17 protein-coding genes are annotated in these 19,629 nt (G+C 67.3%); 8 read left to right on the top strand and 9 right to left on the bottom strand.

Going from position 1 to position 19,629, the window contains the following annotated elements; all coding sequences use genetic code 11:
• Positions 1 to 194: 194 nt before the first annotated feature.
• From soxZ to QC821_RS07460, 4 genes are all read right to left on the bottom strand, one after another.
• Positions 195 to 1,031 carry a thiosulfate oxidation carrier complex protein SoxZ gene (soxZ, locus tag QC821_RS07475; RefSeq protein WP_309719087.1) on the bottom strand — a complete coding sequence of 279 codons (837 nt, stop codon included), beginning with the start codon at positions 1,029 to 1,031 and terminating at the stop codon, positions 195 to 197.
• Between the two features lie 34 nt (positions 1,032 to 1,065).
• Positions 1,066 to 2,124 carry a YeeE/YedE family protein gene (locus QC821_RS07470; RefSeq protein WP_309719084.1) on the bottom strand — a complete coding sequence of 353 codons (1,059 nt, stop codon included), beginning with the start codon at positions 2,122 to 2,124 and terminating at the stop codon, positions 1,066 to 1,068.
• A gap of 70 nt (positions 2,125 to 2,194) precedes the next feature.
• Positions 2,195 to 3,520 carry an NAD(P)/FAD-dependent oxidoreductase gene (locus QC821_RS07465; RefSeq protein ID WP_309719081.1) on the bottom strand — a complete coding sequence of 442 codons (1,326 nt, stop codon included), beginning with the start codon at positions 3,518 to 3,520 and terminating at the stop codon, positions 2,195 to 2,197.
• Between the two features lie 7 nt (positions 3,521 to 3,527).
• On the bottom strand, positions 3,528 to 3,857 hold the full coding sequence (locus QC821_RS07460; protein WP_309719078.1) for a c-type cytochrome: 330 nt from the start codon (positions 3,855 to 3,857) through the stop codon (positions 3,528 to 3,530).
• 319 nt (positions 3,858 to 4,176) lie between these two features.
• Between QC821_RS07460 and QC821_RS07455 the strand changes: the two genes are divergently transcribed.
• The 3 genes from QC821_RS07455 to QC821_RS07445 all read left to right on the top strand — a co-directional run bounded on the left by QC821_RS07455 (position 4,177) and on the right by QC821_RS07445 (position 6,403).
• A complete protein-coding gene (locus QC821_RS07455) occupies positions 4,177 to 4,986 on the top strand; it encodes a DUF2189 domain-containing protein (RefSeq protein WP_309719076.1) in 810 nt (269 codons plus the stop codon).
• Positions 4,987 to 5,087: 101 nt separating this feature from the next.
• Positions 5,088 to 5,891, top strand: a complete 804-nt coding sequence (locus QC821_RS07450; RefSeq protein WP_309719073.1) for an MOSC domain-containing protein — start codon at positions 5,088 to 5,090, stop codon at positions 5,889 to 5,891.
• Complete coding sequence (locus tag QC821_RS07445; protein WP_309719071.1) at positions 5,888 to 6,403, top strand: lysozyme inhibitor LprI family protein; 516 nt, start codon at positions 5,888 to 5,890, stop codon at positions 6,401 to 6,403. Before QC821_RS07450 ends, QC821_RS07445 begins: the two co-directional genes overlap by 4 nt.
• A 6-nt stretch (positions 6,404 to 6,409) precedes the next feature.
• Here QC821_RS07445 and QC821_RS07440 read toward each other — a convergent pair whose 3' ends face one another.
• From QC821_RS07440 to QC821_RS07430, 3 genes are read right to left on the bottom strand one after another with little or no spacing between them, the layout of a single operon-like run.
• Positions 6,410 to 6,802 carry a CBS domain-containing protein gene (locus QC821_RS07440; RefSeq protein ID WP_309719068.1) on the bottom strand — a complete coding sequence of 131 codons (393 nt, stop codon included), beginning with the start codon at positions 6,800 to 6,802 and terminating at the stop codon, positions 6,410 to 6,412.
• Positions 6,803 to 6,842: 40 nt separating this feature from the next.
• Complete coding sequence (locus QC821_RS07435) at positions 6,843 to 7,193, bottom strand: transcriptional regulator (RefSeq protein ID WP_309719065.1); 351 nt, start codon at positions 7,191 to 7,193, stop codon at positions 6,843 to 6,845.
• Entirely contained in the window at positions 7,190 to 8,686 is a 1,497-nt protein-coding gene (locus QC821_RS07430) for a DUF1538 domain-containing protein (protein WP_309719062.1), read from the bottom strand. Before QC821_RS07430 ends, QC821_RS07435 begins: the two co-directional genes overlap by 4 nt.
• A gap of 206 nt (positions 8,687 to 8,892) precedes the next feature.
• Here QC821_RS07430 and QC821_RS07425 point away from each other — a divergent pair, with 206 nt between their 5' ends.
• Both QC821_RS07425 and QC821_RS07420 read left to right on the top strand, forming a co-directional pair.
• Entirely contained in the window at positions 8,893 to 9,414 is a 522-nt protein-coding gene (locus QC821_RS07425) for a putative pterin-binding protein (RefSeq protein ID WP_309719060.1), read from the top strand.
• A gap of 44 nt (positions 9,415 to 9,458) precedes the next feature.
• Positions 9,459 to 11,636 (top strand): hybrid sensor histidine kinase/response regulator, encoded by a 2,178-nt coding sequence (locus tag QC821_RS07420; RefSeq protein ID WP_309719057.1) that lies wholly within the window; start codon positions 9,459 to 9,461, stop codon positions 11,634 to 11,636.
• Here the strand turns inward: QC821_RS07420 and QC821_RS07415 are convergent.
• A complete protein-coding gene (locus QC821_RS07415) occupies positions 11,631 to 12,536 on the bottom strand; it encodes a cation diffusion facilitator family transporter (protein ID WP_309719054.1) in 906 nt (301 codons plus the stop codon). The two genes, QC821_RS07420 and QC821_RS07415, sit on opposite strands and share 6 nt — an antisense overlap.
• Before the next feature lie 133 nt (positions 12,537 to 12,669).
• Positions 12,670 to 13,680, bottom strand: coding sequence for a catabolite repressor/activator (cra, locus tag QC821_RS07410; protein ID WP_309719051.1), 1,011 nt, complete (start codon positions 13,678 to 13,680; stop codon positions 12,670 to 12,672).
• A gap of 264 nt (positions 13,681 to 13,944) precedes the next feature.
• Between cra and ptsP the strand changes: the two genes are divergently transcribed.
• From ptsP to QC821_RS07395, 3 genes are read left to right on the top strand one after another with little or no spacing between them, the layout of a single operon-like run.
• The gene (ptsP, locus tag QC821_RS07405; RefSeq protein ID WP_309719048.1) at positions 13,945 to 16,812 is read left to right on the top strand and encodes a phosphoenolpyruvate--protein phosphotransferase; all 2,868 of its coding nucleotides are present in this window, start codon (positions 13,945 to 13,947) and stop codon (positions 16,810 to 16,812) included.
• On the top strand, positions 16,812 to 17,786 hold the full coding sequence (gene pfkB / locus QC821_RS07400) for a 1-phosphofructokinase (protein ID WP_309719045.1): 975 nt from the start codon (positions 16,812 to 16,814) through the stop codon (positions 17,784 to 17,786). The genes ptsP and pfkB overlap by 1 nt, the downstream gene beginning before the upstream one ends.
• Entirely contained in the window at positions 17,783 to 19,522 is a 1,740-nt protein-coding gene (locus QC821_RS07395; protein WP_309719042.1) for a PTS fructose-like transporter subunit IIB, read from the top strand. The genes pfkB and QC821_RS07395 overlap by 4 nt, the downstream gene beginning before the upstream one ends.
• Positions 19,523 to 19,629: the final 107 nt, after the last annotated feature.

Raw genomic sequence — 19,629 nt, 5'->3', positions numbered from 1 at the left:
TCTTTCCGAGATGCCGTGTGGTGCCCCATGCACCCAAGATGGCGTTGCAAACTCATCTTGGCACAAGGGGGGACGGGTCCATCCCATTTCCCACACTGGGAGTGGCGTCAAGGCTAATGTAGGAGCGGCTTTAGCCGCGATGGGGTGGGTTTAACCAGCAGCGCTGCGCGCTGCCATCGTGACTGACGTTGCTCCTACGAGACGTTGAGCTCGCGGGTCTCGCGGGCGCTGGCGCCGGTGTCGTCGTGCCACTCGAAGGTCGCCTCGCTGCTGGCCTGCGGCGCCAGGTGGAAGCGCAGGTAGGGGTTGGCCGACACCGACTGGTGCAGCTCCGCCTCGAAGGCGGTGTCGCCATCCACGCTGACCGTGAAACGCTCGATGATGTGGCGCGGCAGGGTCTCGCCGTCGTCGCCCTCGCGCAGGCCTGTCTCCATGGGGTGGGTGATCAGGGTGCGGATCTCCCCGGGCCGGCCGGCGCTGAAGCTGTCGGGCACGCTGACCCGCGGGTTGCTGAGCGACTCCTGGACATCGTCGCCGCGCATCAGGCAGCCGCTGACGGTAATCCGCACCTCGCGGGAGGTGGCCCACACCCTGCCTTCGGCGCTGCGCGCCACGGCAACCACCTGCTGGGTTTCGTTGAGGCGCACCCGGGTCGACACTTCCGGCTTGCCGGCCATGGGAGTGAGGTGGAATACCGCTATCTCGGGGTTGGGGTTGCCGCTGGCAAACAGGTGGATACTCTCGACGTAGTCGTCGTCGAGGTCGGCCTCGACGCCCACGGTCAAGGCCACCGCCGAGCCGTCCTCGGAGACATGGGGCAGGTCCAGACTCAGGCCGCTGCTCTCCGGAGTGGCGTCGCCGATCACCTGCTGCGCCGCGTCGAGCCGCTGCCAGGCATCACTGGCAAGGGCCGTCGGCGACAACAGCAGTCCCGGGGCCGCGCCGATCAGGCCCAGGCCGAGTAGTCCGCCAGCGCCGGAGCGTAGCAGGCGGCGTCGAGACAGCGTCAACTGGCGTGCAGGATGGGGCATCGAGGTCTCCTGGTTGAAAACGGGAAGGGCACCATCATACCTTGGACAGTGCCAGCGGGCCGCGGATTCCCAGCCCGGCCCCGGCGAGGATACCGCCAAGTGCCACGAAGCTGGTCAGCGCCAGGGTCGAGAAGCCTGAAAGCCCCTGGCCGATGGAGCAGCCCAGCGCCAGTACCCCGCCGATGCCCATCAGTGTCCCACCGCCCATGCTGCGCAGGATGCGAGTGTGGTCGGGAAAGCCCTGCCAGGCAAACCCGCGGGTTGCCAGCGAGGTGAGCAGCGAGCCGGCCAGGACGCCGCCTACCACCGTGACGCCGAAGCCGAGTCGCGTACCGGTGGAGAGCATCAGGTACTGTAGGCTCTCGCCGATCGGCGCGATGAAGGTCAGGCTGGCCAGTCGCACCGGCTCGAAATCGTCGAAGCCGAGCACGCCGGTGGCATACCAGCCGCCGGGAATCAGCGCACCGATCACCAGCCCGCCCAGCCAGTCGCGGGGCGAAGCGCGAAACGCCGCGCTGGACAGTGCCCAGGCCAGCAGTGCCCCGCCCAGCAGCAGGCTGGGCAGCCAGCGGGCCACGCCGGCGCCCAGGCCGCCCTGCATCAGCCAGCCGGGCAGGTCGCGGGCCGGCAGCGCCAGCGTCGTCATCCCCTCGAGCCATACCCGTAGCGGTGCGAGTACCCCGGACAGCGTCATGTAAGCTGCGATGCCCAGGCATACCAGCACCACGAAGCTGCGTAGGTTGCCGCTACCCAGCAGCACCAGCGAGCGTGCGCCGCAGCCGTTGGCCATCACCATGCCGTAGCCGAACAGCATGCCGCCCAGCGGCACCAGTAGCCACGACAGGCTGGCGCTGCGATACAGCGCATCGTTCAACGACAGCAGGGTCACGCCGGCCAGCAGCTGGCTGCCGAGCAGGGCGACCGCCATGGCCACGGCGAAGGCGCGCAGCTTGCGAGCGTCGCGCTGGGCGGGCTCCACTGCCCAGGCATTGGCCAGTCCGCGCATCAGGCAGAAGCCGCTGAGCCTGCCGGCGGCACCGAACAGCAGGCCGAGCAGCAGGCCCGACCAGGCCACCATGGCGGTGTGGGTCATTGCGTGTCTCCATGACAATCGAAAAGGCCACCCGAAGGTGGCCTCATTCTAGCCCGATTCATGCTGCAGTTCAGGCCTCGGTGCCCCAGGTGTCCTGGCAGATGGCGTTGTACCAGCCGACGGCATACTCGGCCTCCATCTGGCGGATCTCCGGGCTGGCGTCGCTGGGACTGAGCCCGCCGGAACCCTCGACCTCGGCGATGGCACCGTCCATGACGCGATAGACACCGGCCACCGAGATGCCGTACTCGGGGCCGATCAGGCTGTAGCAGGTGTTGCTCCAGTACGGCTCCGGCGCGCTGTCGCCGCGCAGCGCGGCAACGATCGCGGCCGCCGCCACCTTGGCCTGGGCATTGGCACAGAAGCCCGACTTGGGCATCGGTGCTGCCACCGTGGCATCGCCGACCACGTAGATATCGGCGACCTGCTGTGATTCGAAGGACTCCGGCTTGACCGGCACCCAGCCGCTGTCGTCGGTGACGCCGGCGCGCTCGGCGATCCAGCCGGCCTTCTGCGGCGGCACCACGTTGAGCACGTCGGCACGGTGCACGGTGCCGAACTCGGTCTCGACCTCGCGGTTTTCGGCGTCGACGCGCGTCACGCGGCCGTCGCCGGAGAGGCCGACCCACTCGATGCTGTCACCATAGAGCTGCTCCCAGCCGCTGGTGAACAGCCCCTGCTTGGAGAAGTTGTCCTTGGCGTCGAGGATCAGCACCTTGGAGCTGGGCTTATGCTGTGCCAGGTAGTGCGCCACCATGCTGGCGCGCTCGTAGGGGCCGGGCGGGCAGCGGAAGGGGTTCTCGGGGGCCACCAGCACGAAGGTGCCCCCGTCGTCCATGCCTTCGATCTGGCGCTTGAGCAGTTCGGTCTGGGGGCCGGCTTTCCAGGCGTGGGGAGCCAGCTCGGCGGCAGCTTCGTCGTAGCCCTCCAGCGCATTCCAGCGGATGTCGATACCTGGCGACAGCACCAGCTTGTCGTAGTGCAGGGTATCGCCGTTGGCCAGGCTCACGCTGTGGCCGTCGGGGTCGATGTCCTGGGCCATGGTGTGCACCACCTCGACGCCGTAGCGGTCGCGCAGCTCGTCGTAGCCGTGGGCGATCTTGCTCATCTCGCGCAGGCCGCCGAGGAACAGGTTGCTGAATGGGCAGGTGTAGAAGGTCTGCGCCGGCTCGACCAGGGTCACGCTGAGGTTGGGGTTGGCACGCTTGAGATACTTGGCCGCGGTGGCGCCGCCAAAGCCGCCGCCGATGACGACCACCCGGCCGTCGCTGCCAGTGGCAAACGCCGGGGCGAAACCGCCGATCAGCGGCAGGCTGGAAGCGGCCCCGAGACCCTTGAGCACCTGGCGGCGAGAGACGCCCAGGCGGGATTGAAACGGCTTGCTGTTGTCGCTCATGGGTGCCTCACTCCTGTTCCACGTTGGCGAAGTGCTCGGCCAGACTGGCCAGCTCGTCGTCGCTGAAGCCCTTGGCGATACGATTCATGATGGTGGTATCGGCCACCTCATCGCGCTTGAAGGCCAGCAGGCGCTCTTCCAGGTAGTCGGCGTCGCGGCCGGCCAGCGGCGGCACGCTGCCGGCGCGTGCACCGTCGGTACCGTGGCAGTTGGCGCAGCCGCCGGCCATGACCTCCAGTTGCAGGTCGTAGTCGTCGGCCAGTGCCTGCTGGGTGGCACCGAGCAGCAGGCTGGCAGCGACTGCCGCCGTCGCCGCACGTGGTAGGCGTACGTTCATCGTCGGATCCCTCACAAGACGTCGTTATCGTTATCCCCTCGGATGAAAGAGGGCTGTCGCATTAATAGCATAGCGCCAGGTGCCGGTGTGGGGCCAAGCGCTATGGGTAATGATTATATGAATTTTCATTGTTATAGCCATTAGCGAGCCTCGGGGCGCCGCGTTGAATGCTCACCACCTGCACATTGGCGAGCGCTGAACTATAGTGAAGGTGTAGGAGAAAAGGCATCTAGCCTTGTGTTGGCCATCCGCGATCGAGGCCACGACAGGCCCGAGTCCGGTGTGCCGTATTACTGCTTGCGGGATAAGGGGTAACGCCATGAATGCTGCTGAAACGAACAAACACAAGCAGTCAGATGCCACGGTCAAGATCACCATCAACCCGGTGGATATGGACCGGCCGCGCGCCTGGCTGGTGGCAGGTTTCAAGGATTTCCGCGAGGCCACGGCGGTCAGCCTGGCCTATGGGATGTTCTGGGTGGGGCTGAGCATCGCGGTCACCGCCGGTGCCTTCACGCTGGGGTACTGGCACTGGCTGCTGCCGCTGGTGGCCGGCTTCATGTTTCTCGGGCCGCTGGTCGCAGTAGGTTCCTACGGCATCAGTCGGCGCCTCGAGGAGGGCCGCACGCCGACCCTGGGCGACGCCTTCGGTGCCTGGCGGCCCCACGCCGGGCAGCTGGCGATGATGGGCGTGATGATGATGATCTTCTTCCTTGCCTGGATTCGCCTGGCAACGCTGCTGTTCGCGCTGTTCTTCGGCTTCGAGACGCCTAGCCCCGATACCCTCTACACGGCGCTGATCACTACCCCGGAAGGCTTCGGCATGCTGGCGGTGGGTACCGTGGCCGGTGGCATCCTGGCCTTTGGCGCCTTCGCCATCAGCGTGGTGGCGATTCCCACCCTGATGGATCATGACCTGACCTTCATGGAGGGCATTGAAGCCAGCGTGCGCTCGGTGGCGCGGAATTTCCGGCCGATGCTGCTGTGGGCGGCGATGCTGACCGGCTGCGTGCTGATCGGCGTGATGACCTTCTATATTGGCCTGGCGCTGATCCTGCCGGTGCTCGGTCATGCCAGCTGGCACGCCTACGAAGATCTGGTGCGCGTCGAGGCACTGCCCAAGAGCTGATGACGTGGCAGAGTGACTACCGATACGACTATGCTGGGGGCGACTATCGCCCCCAGTGTCGTTTTGTAGTGGACGGCAACACTCGATACAAGGATGACCGCATGGCTGAATCGCCGCCGCGTCTCGCGGGCCTCTACCGCTACCCGATCAAATCCACCGCCGGCGAGGCACTCAGCGCTGCCTGGGCCGGCGAAGAGGGGCTGGATGGGGATCGCCGCTATATGGTGGCGCGGCCCGACGGTGTCTTCGTCACCGCGCGCAGCCACCCCCAGCTGCAGCGCATCTCGACCACGCTGTTCGACGGCGGCATCGTGCTGCACCATGCAGCGCTGGAGGACCTGACCCTACATCACGTCAACCACATCGGCGAGCCGCTCCCCACCCAGGTATGGGGCGACCGTTTCTCTGGCCTGACCACCACTGCCGAGGCAGATGCATGGATGAGCGAGGCGCTGGGCGAGCCGGTGCGGTTGCTCTGGCTCGGCGATCGCTCACCGCGCTATCGGCAGGCGCTGGGCAAGCGGGTCAGCTTTGCCGACGGCTATCCACTGCTGCTGATCGGCCAGGCCTCGCTGGATGATCTCAATACGCGCTTCACGACGCCGCATGGCATGGCGCAGTTTCGGCCCAATCTGGTGGTGACCGGCAGCCTGCCCTATGCCGAAGACGACTGGCATCTGCTGCGTATCGGCGAGGTCGAGCTGCTGGTCGACAAGCCCTGCTCACGCTGTGCGATGGTCAGCGTCGACCCGGGCAGCGGTGAGTTTCTGCCTCGGCGCGAGCCGCTGCGCACCCTGGCCGAATATCGCCGTGGGGCGGATGGCCTGATCTATTTCGGTCAGAACTTGATCGTTGCCCGCGGCGGCACCCTGGAGGTGGGCGCCGAGGTGGAGGTAGTGTCATGACGCATACGCTGTTAGGCCCGGCCGTCGCCGTGCTGCTGCTGGCGGCGCCACTCGCCGCGGTGGCCGAGGAGGAGCCGCCGCCGACGCGGGGGAGCCACCCCATCGACCACCAGACCGACAGCTGCATGGAGGAGGGCGAATGGCGCACGCCAGCGATGCTTGCCTGTGCCGCAGACGCCTATGACGACTGGCAGGCCGAGGTGGAGCGCCTGGTGTCGCGCCTCTCGGGGCGGCTCGGCAGCGAGGCGCGCGAGGCGTTGGCGTTAGCTCAGCAGCAGTGGGAGCTGAGTCGGGATGCCGACTTTGCCTTCGTTGCGGCCTACTATGCTGACCTGCAGTACGCCGAGGAGGGCTATGTCGACGACGAGACGCGTGCCGCGGCTGGCGATACGCCTTGGCCGCTGGCCGAGCAGCTGCGCCGCAACGCCGTGCTCGAGGACCGTGCCCACCAGCTGCAGCGCTACCTGGATGGCTTGGAGGAGTTGCCCGGGCGGGCGCGGCTGCCACGCTAGGCGGTATCAGTCGAGAATATCGAGCACGGTGCCGATGATATCGTCCATGGTCAGCAGGCCCACCAGCTGATTGTCGCGCAGCACCAGCACGCGCTTGATTTGATTGCTGGTCATCAGTGCCGCGACATGCTTGACGTCGAGGTTCTCGCCCACCGAGATCACCGGCTTGGCGCAGACGTCATAGACGTTGACCAGGTCGATATCGCCGCTCTCGGCGACGATGGTCTTGAGGATGTTGGTGTAGGTGATCAGGCCCCAGGCGTCGTGGGGAGTCTGCTGCTCGACTACCAGCGACTTGAGTGAATGGCGCTTCATCAGCGCCAACGCCTCGCGCAGGGTGGCAAAGGCCGAGACCTTCACCACATCGCGCACCATGATGTCCTTGACCAGCATAGACATGCCTTCCTGTAGCGCCACCGAGTGGCGGGTGAGTGAATGGCTAGAGCGTATCGCGCAGATGCCGCTCGAAACGCTCCAGCTGCGAGACGTCGAGGCCGCCGAGGTGCTCGATGGGCAGCGTGAAGACCACCCCCCGGGAGCTCTCGCCGTCGGGGTTGAGCACCTTCTGCAGCGCCTTGAGCACGCTCAGCGACAGGCCTTTCTCGAGCACCATCAGCAGCACCGTCTGGCTGCCCTCGAAGGTCAGGCCGAAGAAGGTCTTCTTGGGCTCGCCGCTAAGCCCGCGGCCTGAGAGCAGTGTGACCCCGCCGCCGCCGCTGCGGTCTGCCTCATCGAGACACTCCTGCTCCAACTCTTCGGGCACGATGGCCACCAGCGCGGAAAATTTCATGAGGCTGTTTTCCTTCGGTCAGATATCTTTTCCATCACCGCCCCGTAAATCATGACGGTCAATACGGGAAAAATCGAGGTAAAGACCAATAGTCCAAAACCGTCCAGCAGCATGCTGCGTCCTTCGACATGAGTTGCGAGGCCGATACCCAAGGCAGTGACAAGTGGTACGGTTACTGCCGATGCCGACACCCCTCCTAGGTCGAAGGCCAGCGCGGTGATATAGCGTGGCGCCAGTAATGCCATGCCGATGACGCAGCAGTACCCTAGGGTGACGTAAAGGTGTAACGAGTCACCGGAAATGATCCTGTGCGTGCCTACGGTGATACCGATCGCCACGCCCAGTGCCACCAGCAGTCGAATCGCGCGGCCGTCGATCTTGCCGGCGGCGGCCTCCTCGGCCTGCCGGCCCACGGCGATCAGCGCCGGCTCGGCCATGGTGGTAGCGAAGCCGATAGCGAAGGCGAACAGGTAGATCCATAGCCAGTTGTCGAACTGAATCAGCTGCTCGGCCATGCTGCCACCGATCGGGAAAAGTCCGAGCTTGAGCCCGACCACGAAGGCGTAGAGCCCGACAATCACCAGCGCGAAGCCCGCGGCGACCCGTAGCCGATTGGAGAGGGCGCGCCGCAGTACCGCATACTGAAAGAACAGGATCACCAGCAGGATCGGCAGTACGTCACGCAGCATGCTGAACAGGTCGAGCACCATGTGCAGTAGCGGATTGGCTGCGTCGAGGGCAGCGTCGCCGTTGATTACCAGCTCGGCATCCCCTGCGGGACTGGCCTGGCCGTAGACGATGATGCCGTACAGCTGCACGGCAATCATCGGTGTTACTACCACCATCGCAACAAGGCCGAAGCCGTCTATCAGCGGGTTGCGGCCGCGGATCGAGGTGGCCAGGCCGATGCCCAACGCAGCAATCAAAGGCACCGTCACGACATTGGTAGTGACGGTACCGGTGTCGTAGGCCAGCCCGACGATCTCCTCCGGGGCGAAGAAGGTCACCATGACCACCGTCAGGTAGCCGATGATCATGTACCAGTGCAGCGGATGGCCAAGGATCAACCTGAGCACGCCCAGTGCCATGACTAGACCCACCGCGGTAGCGACGACCAGGCGCAGGATTAGGGCATCGATGCGCCCGTCGCTGATTTCGGCGGCCTGCTCGGCGACGGCAATCAGCGCCGGCTCAGCGATTACCGCCGAGAAGCCGATGGCGAAGCCGAAGCTGATCAGGATCGGCAGCGAGCCGCGGCGCGCGAACTGGTTGGCGAGGCTCTTGCCGACTGGAAAGATGCCCAGTTCCAGGCCGCGCAGGAACAGCGCCACGCCGAGTGCCACGATCAGCAGGCCAACCGCCATGCTAAGGCCGCCGTCAGGCCATTGGCGCAGCACCAGCGCCTGGAACACCACCACTACCACGATGATCGGCAGCAGATTGTTCACGGCGTGCAAGAAGGCGTGGGCAAAATCCTTCAACTGCTCAGACAAGAGACCTCTCCTGTGGTCTGGGTGTCGTCCAGTATGCCGGTGGGAGTCGGCTACCACGAGATTCTACCCTAGGGAATATGGCAAAATAGTGCGACGGATCAATAAGCAGTGCGAACAGTGCAAAGGAAGGCCTTCACGACACTGATGACGGCAAGGTGCGTCGTCGGGCGTGCGATCATAAAAACGTTTGTATGCAAGAGGCCCCAATGCGCATTCGCCACCGCCTGTCACCCTCCGCCAGCCGGCTGCCAATGGCCGTGCTGTTGTGCGTCCTGCCGTTGACGGCATGGGCCCTGCCTAGCCCGCAGGGCGAGGTGATCCTCACGGTCACGGGCAATATTGCTCATACCAACGTCGGCGACGAGGCTCACTTCGATTTTGCTATGTTGACGTCGCTGCCCGCCAAAGTGATAGAGACCCATACGCCCTGGACCGACGGCCCGAATGTCTTCGAGGGGCCGCTGGCACGCGCCCTGCTGGAAGCGGTGGGCGCCGACAGCGAGTCGGTACGGGTGCGCGCGTTGAACGACTTCGCCGCCGACATACCGGTCGCCAATTTCCACGACTACGACGTGATCCTGGCGCTGACGCGCAACGGTGAGCCGATGCCGATTCGCGACTACGGCCCGATCTTCGTACTCTATCCGTTCGATGACCACCCCGAGCTGCACAACGAGACGATCCGTTTCCGCTCGGTGTGGCAAGTGGTCAATATCCATGCCGATTGAGCGCGGGGCGCCACGCCAGCGCTCAGCGGCGTGAGGACGTTGTAATGCTGCGCTATCCTGGCCGTCTCAAGCTCGGCGCGATTGCCGCGCTGCTGTTCTTCGTTGCCGCCATCGCCGTGGCGGGCCTGGTGCTGTGGCGTCAGGACAGCCTGGCGCAGAGCGTTGGTGGCGATACCGCCTGGGCGGCCTACAAGCTCGATCGTGAGGCGATCCAGATGCGTTCGCAGCTGGCCCGCCCCACCGCGCAGGACGATCTCAGCGACCTGCGCCTGCGCTTCGAGCTGATGTACAGCCGCGTCAACCTGCTGCGCCGCGGTGAGCTCGCCGAGCTGCTCGACACCATTCCGCGAGCCGCGTCGCTGATGGCGTCGATCATCGAACAGGTCGATGCCATCGATACGCAGCTCTACCGCGATGACTTCTCGCTCCAGAACGGCGACCGCGCGGCGCTGGATGCGCGGCTGGCGACCCTCAGCGGCTACAGCGAGGAACTGATCGTGGCGATCAATGCCCACCTCGCCGATACCACCACCCGCGATCGCCAGCAGCTGCAGGCCCTCTACCGGCTGCTGCTGGCGCTGATCGTGGCAATGAGTGCCGCCGCCGCACTGGTGGTGGTGTTCCTGTTCCGCGAGGCGCGCGAGAGCGCCGCGGCGCGGCGCGCCACCGAAGCGCTCAGCGGCGAGCTCGAGATCGCCGCACGGCGTGCCGAGGCGGCCAGCCAGGCCAAGAGCGAGTTCCTGGCCACGGTCAGCCACGAGATTCGCACCCCGCTGAATGGCGTGATCGGCATGAGTGAACTGCTGCGCGAGCGGCCGTTGGATGCCACCTCGCGGCACTATGCGGCAACCATTCACGAGAGCGGCGGGCTGCTGCTGGGGTTGATCAACGACATTCTCGACTTCTCCAGAATCGAGGCCGGCCGCCTCGAGCTGGAGCACACCGACTACGACCTGCGCGAGCTGTTGACGCGGGCGGTGGCGCTGTTCGACCCCCAGGCCAGCGCCAAGTCGCTGACGCTGCGCAGCGAGTGCGACCCGCAGCTGCCGGCGCGCCTCTACGGTGACCCTGGACGCATCAATCAGGTGATCCTCAACCTGCTCTCCAATGCCATCAAGTTTTCCGCCGCCGGCGAGGTGGTGGTGGCCGCCCAGCGCTGTGCGAGTGGGCAGCTCGAGATCAGCGTCAGCGACCAGGGCTGCGGCATCGACGACGCTCAGCGTGAGGCGCTGTTCGAGCCTTTCCGCCAGGGTGACGCCTCCACCGCGCGGCGCTTCGGCGGCAGCGGCCTGGGGCTGGCGATCTGCAAGCAGCTGGCCAGTGCGATGGGCGGTGAGATCGACTTTACCAGCCAGCCGGGGCAGGGCAGTCGTTTCTGGCTGCGCTTGCCGCTGCAGTCGGCGGCGGCAGGCGATGAGGCGCCGTCGGTCAGTCAGCCGGCTGACTCCACGGCGAGCGTCGGGGCATCGCTGCTGCTGGTCGAGGACAACCCGATCAATCAGCAGGTGGCGGTGGCCATGCTCGAGCAGCTGGGCTGCCGGGTCACGCTGGCGGGTAGCGGGCACGAAGCCCTGGCATGCTGTGAGGCGCAGCGCTTCGCACTGATCTTCATGGACGTGCAGATGCCCGACATGGATGGACTGGCAGTGACCCGCGCGCTACGTCAGCGCGATGGCTGGACGCGGCAAGTGCCGATCGTAGCGATGACTGCTGGGGCGCTGGACGGTGACCAGGCGCGCTGCCGCGAGGCCGGCATGGATGGCTACCTGGCCAAGCCGCTGTTCCGCGAGACGCTACTGGCGGCGCTCGAACGCCACCTGCCCGGTGAACCAAGGCGCGCCGCGGCGGTGCCGGCGGGTGACGATGGCGAGGCATCGGCGTGGCTCGACGACGACGCCCTGCATGAGTTGGAGGCGAGTCTGCCGCTGAGGGATCGCCGCTCGCTGCTGGCGCTGTTGCAGTCCAATATGCCGGCGCGGCTCGACGAGCTGGCGGCGGCCCAGGCGAGCGGCGATCTGCCGCACATCGTCCAGCTGGCCCACCTGATCAAGGGCGAGGCCGGCAGCCTGGGGCTGGGGCGGCTGGCAGCGGCGGCGCAGCGCCTCGAGCAGGCTGCTGCGCAGCAGGCGCCGTGCCAGGCCGCGCTGGAGATGCTGCGGCACTGCCTGGCGCCGTCGCTGGCAGCGCTGGAGCGGCGCTGGCCGGCTAGCGAAACCTCATAGCCAGCGCCGCTCGGCGGTGAACGATAGCGTGAACCAGCGCTGCTCGCCGGGGATGCTCAGCCGCGAGGCGATCTCCTCGCGGATCTCGTCGAGCCGAGCCACGCCTGCATCGCGGGCAAACTCAGGCGTGGTCAGCAGGTGGATCTCGATGGTATGCACTCGGCCGCTCTTGGCCACGTGGCTCGAATACTCCAGCAGTCCGTCACGCCGCATGACCGGTGCCATCGCCGCATGCACCTCGGCATCCAGTGCCGGCGGCGCGATCATCATGATTTCGCCCATGGCGCGGCGCACGATACCGATCGGCACCGGCATGAAGCACAGCGTCAATACCGCCAGCAGCGCCGAATCGACGTAGGGTGTCCACGCCGCCAGGGCAGTGTCCTGCATCAGCAGGGCGGCGATGAAGGCCACCAGCAGGGCGCTGGTGATCAGCGCCGCCATCAGCCAGCCCTGGGTGTCGATGCGCACGAACTCCGAACGCGCGCGGCGATTGAGGCGGCGCTCGAAGAAGAACATGCCGTAGCAGGCCGCGCAGACGATGACCGCATAGCCGATCGCCACATCGAAGGCCAGTTCGCGGCCGCCCTCCATCAACCCGCTGACGGCGTTGAGAAAGGCGTAGAAGCATAGCAGCAGCAGGATCGAGCCGTTGAGTGCCGCGACCATCGGTTCGAAGTGCCAGTAGCCGAGCTGGAAGCGCTGGCTGGACTCCTTCATCACTAGCCGCGAGACGAATAGTGCCAGCAGCGACATGGCGGCATCGATGGTCGAGAAGACCCCGTCGAAGAGAATCGAGCGCGACCCCGAGAGTAGCCCGAAGGCCACCCCCAGGCTTGCCACCAGCAGGGTCATGGCGGTGGAGATTTTCAGCGCACGCTGTTCAAGATAAGCGTTCATGGTGTCACCCGTGGATATGAGTCTGGCGACGCGGCATCAAAAAATCCACCGCCCAGACAAGTCATGCCTGGGCGGTGGATGCCGGTATTCACGTATTGGGCGCTGTCGCCGCGGCGCCCATGTGTTGAATATTCTATACCATTTGTGGGTTGCTCACCAGCTGCGGCAGGCGCTGGCGCAGGCTGCGCTCGACCACGTCCTGACCGGGGCGATAGTCGTCCTGGCAGGCGGCCAGGGCGCGGTTGAGGGTCAGCTCGGCGATGCGCGCATGGTCCTGGGGCAGTGAATTGACCGGCAGCGGCAGGAAATCCAGCAGCCGGTCGTCGCCGAAGGTTGCCAGGCGCAGTCGCTGGGGCAGGCTGCCCTGCTCGAGCAGCACGTCGAACACACCATCGAGCAAGGTATACGAGGCGGTGACCAGGGCATCGGGCAGGCCGTGGTCGTCGAGCAGCTGACGCATCAGCCTTGCCCCCTCGCCGCGCTCGTAGCGTGCCGCGCTGTAGGTCACCGCCTGGGCGCGCGCGTCGGCTAGCGCCTGCTGGAAACCGGCGCGCCGTTCGACGCTGATCGACAGCCGTGGCACGGCGTCGAACCAGGCGATGCGACCCACCTCGGGAGCCAGCACCGAGTGGGTTAGGGTATGGGCGGCGGACTGGTTGTTGCTGACCACGCTGACAAAGCGCGCCGGATCCATGGCGCGGTCGACGGCGATGACCGGCAGCCCCGTCTCCATCAGCTCGGCGTAGAAAGGGTCGTCCATGGCCAGGCAGCTGGCGACGATCAGCGCGTCACAGCGCTGCGCACGCAGTGCCCGGGCCAGTTCGCGCTCGCTCTCCGGGTCGTCGTCGGAGCCGACGATCAGCAACTGGTAGCCACGCTCCCGGGCGCCGCGCTCGAGACGCTTGGCAAGCCGCGCATAGCTGGCGTTCTCCAGGTCGGGAATGATCAATCCCAGGGTGCGGCTGGCGCCGCGCCGCAGCGCGGCGGCCTGGGCATCGATGCGGTAATGGTGACGCTCGACAACGGCCATGACCTTGTCGACCGTGTCCTGGCTGATGCGTCGCTCCTTGGCCCGGCCGTTGATCACGTAGCTTGCCGTGGTGCGCGAGACGCCGGCCAGGCGGGCGATTTCGGCTAGGGTCATGACGGGTTTCCTTGGATTGGGCATGCGTCGATTTTCCTTATTCTACGCCACCGATGTGGCCTTAGACCCCCTGCCAAAGTCGTAGCCATCGTGGCTTGATTAAAGCGTGTTCTCGATCCAGCATTGTCATTAATGTGCGGTGACACGATTCAGCTTGTGGCTATAACATGTAGCGCTTCAGATCAGGCGCGTCAAACGTCTCGCCACCCGCGCAATTATCTGCTCCTTGCCCGAGACGGGCGAGGCATCACCAGGAGGCAGCTCATGCTGACACTCGGCCAGGACGACATTCTTCTCGATTGCCAGGCGCGTGACTGGCGTGAGGCACTCGATGCCGCTGCCCAGGCCCTGCAGACGGCGGGGCTGGTGGATGCCGGCTACCGCCAGGGGCTGCACGCCCGCGAGGCGCAGTCGTCGACCTTCCTCGGCAACGCCATTGCCATTCCCCACGGCACCCCGGAGAGCCGTCAGCACGTCAAGCGCACCGGGGTGCGCGTGCTGCAGTTTCCCCGCGGCGTCGAGTGGCACGACGGCAATCGCGTCCATGTGCTGGTCAGCATCGCCGCCCAGAACGACGAGCACCTCGATATCCTGCGCCAGTTGACCCACGTCCTCGACCGCGACGGCGTCGCCGAACGGCTGGCGGCGGCGAGTGACCGCGGCGAGGTCGCCGCGCTGCTCTCCAAGGCGGTGGTCGAGGCACGGATGGACGCCGCAACGCTGTGTCTGGGGTTCCCCGGTCATGATGCGGCGGAGCTGGCGCTGGCCGGCGCTGCGCGGCTGCGCCAGGCGGGCTGCGTGGCCAGCGAGTTCGTCGCGGCGATTGCCGCCGCCAGCCCTCAGCCGCTGGGACAGGGGCTGTGGCTGGCCAGCGCCGAGCGCGGCGTCAGCCAGCCGGCGCTGGCCCTGGCCACGCCGGAAGCCCCGCTGGCCTCGGCTCAGGGGGCGGTAAACGGCGTGTTCTGCCTGGCGGCCCAGGGCGAGGCGCATCGGCCGCTGCTGGAGCGCCTGGTGGCGCTGCTCGATAGCGGCGCCGGCGAAACCCTGGCGGAGCTCGGCGAGGCCGAGGTGCTGGCACGCCTGGCCGGCGAGTCGGCGACGGCGCAGACCGCCAAGGTGCGGGTGCTCAACGCCCACGGTCTGCACGCGCGGCCCGCCAAGCAGCTGGTGCAGGTAGCCCGCGCCCAGCCGCTGGCGATCAAGGTGCGGCTGGCCGAGGGCGGCGCTGCGGCGGTGTCTGCGGCGAGCCTGACCAAGGTCATTGGCCTCGGCGCGCGGCGCGGCCAGATGCTGCAGTTTTCGGCCGAGGGCCAGGGCGCTGAAACGGCGCTGGCGGCGGTCTGTGAGGCGGTCAGCGCCGGGCTCGGCGAGAAGGTGGCGCCCTTCGACGAGGGCCGCGAGCACGCCGCCGTCGCCTCTGCCACAGCACCCAGGCAGGCGCCGCTGCCTGCCGATACCGCGCATCAGGCGGTGGCCGCCTCGCCGGGCCTGGCCATCGCGCCGCTGTTTGTGATGCGCACGCCGCGCTTCGACTATCCGCGCCAGGGCCAGGGAGCCAGTCACGAGATTCCGCGCCTCGAGCAGGCCATCGCCGAGGGCCAGACGCAGCTCGAAGCGCTGGTCAAACGCGCGCCGGGCGGCGAGGTCGCCGAGATCCTGTCGATGCACGAGGAGATGCTCGACGACCCCGAGCTGCACCAGGCGGCCCGCGACGCCATCGACGATGGGCTCTCGGCGGAGGCGGCCTGGTGGGACGCCATCGACACCGCCGCCCACGCCCAGGAGATGCTCGCCGACCGACTGCTGGCCGAGCGCGCCGCCGATCTGCGCGACGTAGGGCGCCGGGTGCTGGGCATCCTCTGCCAGGTCACGCTGCCCGAGCCGCCAGCGCACCCCTATATCCTGGTCGCCGACGACCTGGGCCCCTCCGATGTGGCGCGCCTAGATACTTCGCGGGTGCGCGGCCTGCTCACCGCCCGCGGTGGCGCCACCGCCCACAGCGCGATCCTTGCCCGCGCATTGGGTATCCCGGCGGTGGTCGGCGCGGGGGAGCGCGTGCTGAGCCTCGATAACGGCGTCGAGATGATCCTCGATGGCGAGCGCGGACGGGTGATTCCGGCGCCGTCGGCGGAGCGGCGCAGCCGCGCCGAGCTGCGCCTCAAGGAGCATGAGGCACGGGAGCGCGCGGCCTGGGAGGCGCGCTTCGACGAGGGGCGCACCCGCGACGGCCAGCGCGTCGAGGTCGCCGCCAACCTCGGCAATACCGCCCACGCCGCGGATGCCGTCGAGCGCGGCGCCGAAGGCATCGGCCTGCTGCGTACCGAATTCCTGTTCATGGCGCATGCCAGCGCCCCGGATCTCGACACCCAGATCGCGGAGTATCGCGAGGCGATCACCGCCCTCGAGGGGCGGCCGCTGGTGGCGCGCACCCTCGATGTCGGCGGCGATAAGCCGCTGCCGTACTGGCCGCTACCCCAGGAGGACAACCCCTTCCTGGGCCTGCGCGGTATACGCCTGGCGCTGACCCAGCCGGAGGTGCTGGAGACCCAGCTGCGTGCGCTGCTGATTGCCGCCGTAGGTACGCCGCTGCGGATCATGCTGCCGATGGTCAAGGACATCGCCGAGTTCCGCCAGGCCAAGGCGATCTACGACCGCCTGCTGGCCGAGCTGCCTGCCACTGAGCGTGCCACCGATGTGCAGCTGGGCGTCATGATCGAGGTGCCATCCAGCGCGCTGCTGGCACCAAGCCTGGCCGCCGAGGTCGATTTCTTCTCGGTGGGCACCAACGACCTGACCCAGTACACCCTGGCCATCGACCGTGGCCACCCTGAACTCTCGGCCCAGGCCGATGGCCTGCACCCGGCGGTGCTGCGGCTGATCCAGATGACCGTCGAGGCCGCCCACGCCCAGGGCAAGTGGGTCGGGGTATGCGGCGAGCTGGCCTCGGACGCCACGGCGGTGCCGGTGCTGGTCGGCCTGGGCGTCGATGAGTTGTCGGTCAGCGCCCGCCAGGTGCCGCTGGTCAAGGCGCGGCTGCGCGATATCGACCTCGCCGAGGCCCGCGCCCAGGCCGAGCTGGCGCTGGCCCAGGCCACCAGCGAGGCGGTACGCGACGCTCTGGAGGCGCGCTGATGGCCAATATCCTCACCCTCAGCCTCAACCCGGCGCTGGACCTGGCGATCAGCCTGCCGCGCCTGGCACTGGGGCAGGTCAACCGCACCGATGCCACCCACCTCGAAGCCGCCGGCAAGGGCGTCAACGTGGCGCGTGTGCTGGCGGCCCTCGGCCACCGGGTACGCGTCTCGGGCTTTCTTGGCGCTGCCAACGACGGCCCCTTCCTGCGCGCCTTCGAGGCCATGGGCGTGGAGGATGACTTCCTGCGCGTGGCCGGCGAGACGCGCATCAATGCCAAGGTTGCCGAGCATGACGGCCGGGTCACCGACATCAACGGGCCGGGACTGGAGATCGACACCGCGGCCTTAAGTGCGCTGATCGAGCGCCTCGATGCCCTGGCCAGCGACCGCGAGGCGCGCCCCGATGTGGTGCTGATCGGCGGCAGCCTGCCGCCGGGGATCGCCGCCGAGGATCTCGCCGCGCTGGTGGTGCGGCTGCGCGAGCACGGCCTGCCGGTGTGGGTCGACACCAGCGGGGCGGCGCTGCGGGCCGCCATCGAGGCGGGGCCCACCGCGGTCAAGCCCAATGAGGTGGAACTCGCCGACTGGGCCGGCCGGGCGCTGGACACCCCGGCCGAACGGCTGGCCGCGGCGCTGAGGCTGCACGCCGCCGGCGTCGAGGAGGCGCTGATCTCCGCCGGCGCCGACGGCGTGCTGTGGGTCAGCCGGCGCGGCAGCTGGCTGGCCACCCCGCCGCGAGTGGCGGTGGCCAGCACCGTAGGCGCCGGCGACACCCTGGTTGCGGGCATGCTGCACGGCCTGCTCGAAGGCCATGCAGCGCCGCAGACCCTGGCGTTCGCCACGGCGCTGTCGGCGGAATCGGTTCGTCACCTCGGGGTGGGCAACGTCCACGCCGAGGATCTCTCTTCTCTCCAACAACAGACCCGTGTGCGTCGCCTCGACGACGTCGATACAGGGGGAGCGCTCGCATGAACATCATCCTGATCACCGCCTGCCCCAGCGGCATGGCGACTACCTTTCTCGCCGCCCGTCGCCTGGAACAGGCCGCGATCCGTCGCCAGTGGCAGGTCAGCGTCGAGATGCACGGCCAGCTCGAGCCGCTGACCCCGGTCAGCGGCGAGACGATCGCCGCCGCCGACCTGGTCGTGGTCGCCGCCGAGCGGGTCCCGGACCCTGCACGCTTCACCGGCAAGCGCCTCTACCGGGCCTCCATCGACCAGGCGCTGCCCGACCCCGACGCCTTTCTCGAGCGTGCCAGCCGCGAGGCCGGAGAGTTCACGCCGGCGGCGGAGGAGTCAGCACCTTCAGTGGCCACTGCCGGCAGCAAGATCGTCGCCGTCACCGCCTGTCCGACCGGGGTCGCTCACACCTTTATGGCGGCCGAGGCGCTGAGTGAGGCCGGCAAGGCGCTGGGCCACCAGATCCGCGTCGAGACCCAGGGCTCGGTGGGCGCCCAGGACAAGCTCACCGCGGAGGAGATCGCTGATGCCGACCTGGTACTGCTGGCCTGCGACATCGAGGTCGACCCGACCCGCTTCGCCGGCAAGCGTATCTACCGCACCTCCACCGGCAACGCCTTGAAAAAGCCGCAGCCAACCATCGAGGCGGCGTTGGCCAATGCCGCGGTGGAGGAAGCAGGGCGTGCCGCCAGCGGCGCTGAGGGCAGCAAGAGTTTCAAGGAGGTCGGCGTCTACAAGCACCTGCTGACCGGCGTCTCCTTTATGCTGCCGATGGTGGTGGCCGGCGGCCTGCTGATCGCGCTCTCCTTCGTGTTTGGCATAGAGGCCTTCCAGGAAGAGGGCACCCTGGCGGCGGCGCTGATGCAGATCGGTGGCGGCACCGCCTTCGCGCTGATGATTCCGGTGCTGGCCGGCTATATTGCCTACTCCATTGCCGACCGGCCGGGCATCGCCCCGGGCATGATCGGAGGCATGCTGGCCGCGGAAATCGAGGCCGGCTTCATCGGCGGCATCCTGGCCGGTTTCCTGGCCGGCTACGTGGCGCTGGCGGTGGCGCGCCACGTCAAGCTGCCGTCCAGCGTCGAATCGCTCAAGCCGATCCTGATCATCCCGCTGGTGGCGAGCCTGGTCACTGGCCTGACCATGATCTACGTGATCGGCGAGCCGGTGGCGGCGATTCTCAGCGGCCTGACCAGCTTCCTGGCCGGCATGGACGCCACCAACGCCGTGCTGCTCGGCATCCTGCTCGGCGCCATGATGTGCTTCGACCTGGGCGGGCCGGTCAACAAGGCCGCCTATACCTTCGGCGTTGGCCTGCTGGCCTCCCAGACCTATGCCCCCATGGCGGCGATCATGGCCGCCGGTATGGTGCCGGCGATCGGCATGGGCATCGCCAGTTTCGTGGCGCGTCACAAGTTCTCGCAGCCGGAGCGCGAGGCGGGCAAGGCCTCCTTCGTGCTCGGCCTGTGCTTTATCAGCGAAGGGGCGATCCCCTTCGCCGCCAAGGACCCGCTGCGGGTGATTCCCGCCTGCATCGCCGGCGGCGCAATTACCGGCGCGCTCTCCATGCTGGTCGGTGCCCAGCTGATGGCGCCCCACGGCGGCATCTTCGTACTGCTGATCCCCAACGCCATCACCCCGGTGCTGCTCTACCTGGCCGCCATCGTGATCGGCTCGCTGGTCACCGGCCTGGGTTACGCCGCCCTCAAGCGCGGTGCCGCACCGGTGGCGGTAGCCGCGACCAACTGATCGTTTGCGGGATCTCTTCGCATGGCTTGCCGGCACCTTCGGGTGCCGGTTTTTTTGTTGCCCTTTTTATTGCCCGATGCCTATACGGTGAACGGCAAATACTGGCA

The sequence above is a fragment of the Franzmannia qiaohouensis genome (assembly GCF_031451695.1).
Classification (GTDB): Bacteria; Pseudomonadota; Gammaproteobacteria; order Pseudomonadales; family Halomonadaceae; genus Franzmannia; species Franzmannia qiaohouensis.
The sequence above is the reverse complement of the archived record's forward strand: the minus strand, read 5'-3'. Positions and strand labels throughout refer to the sequence as shown.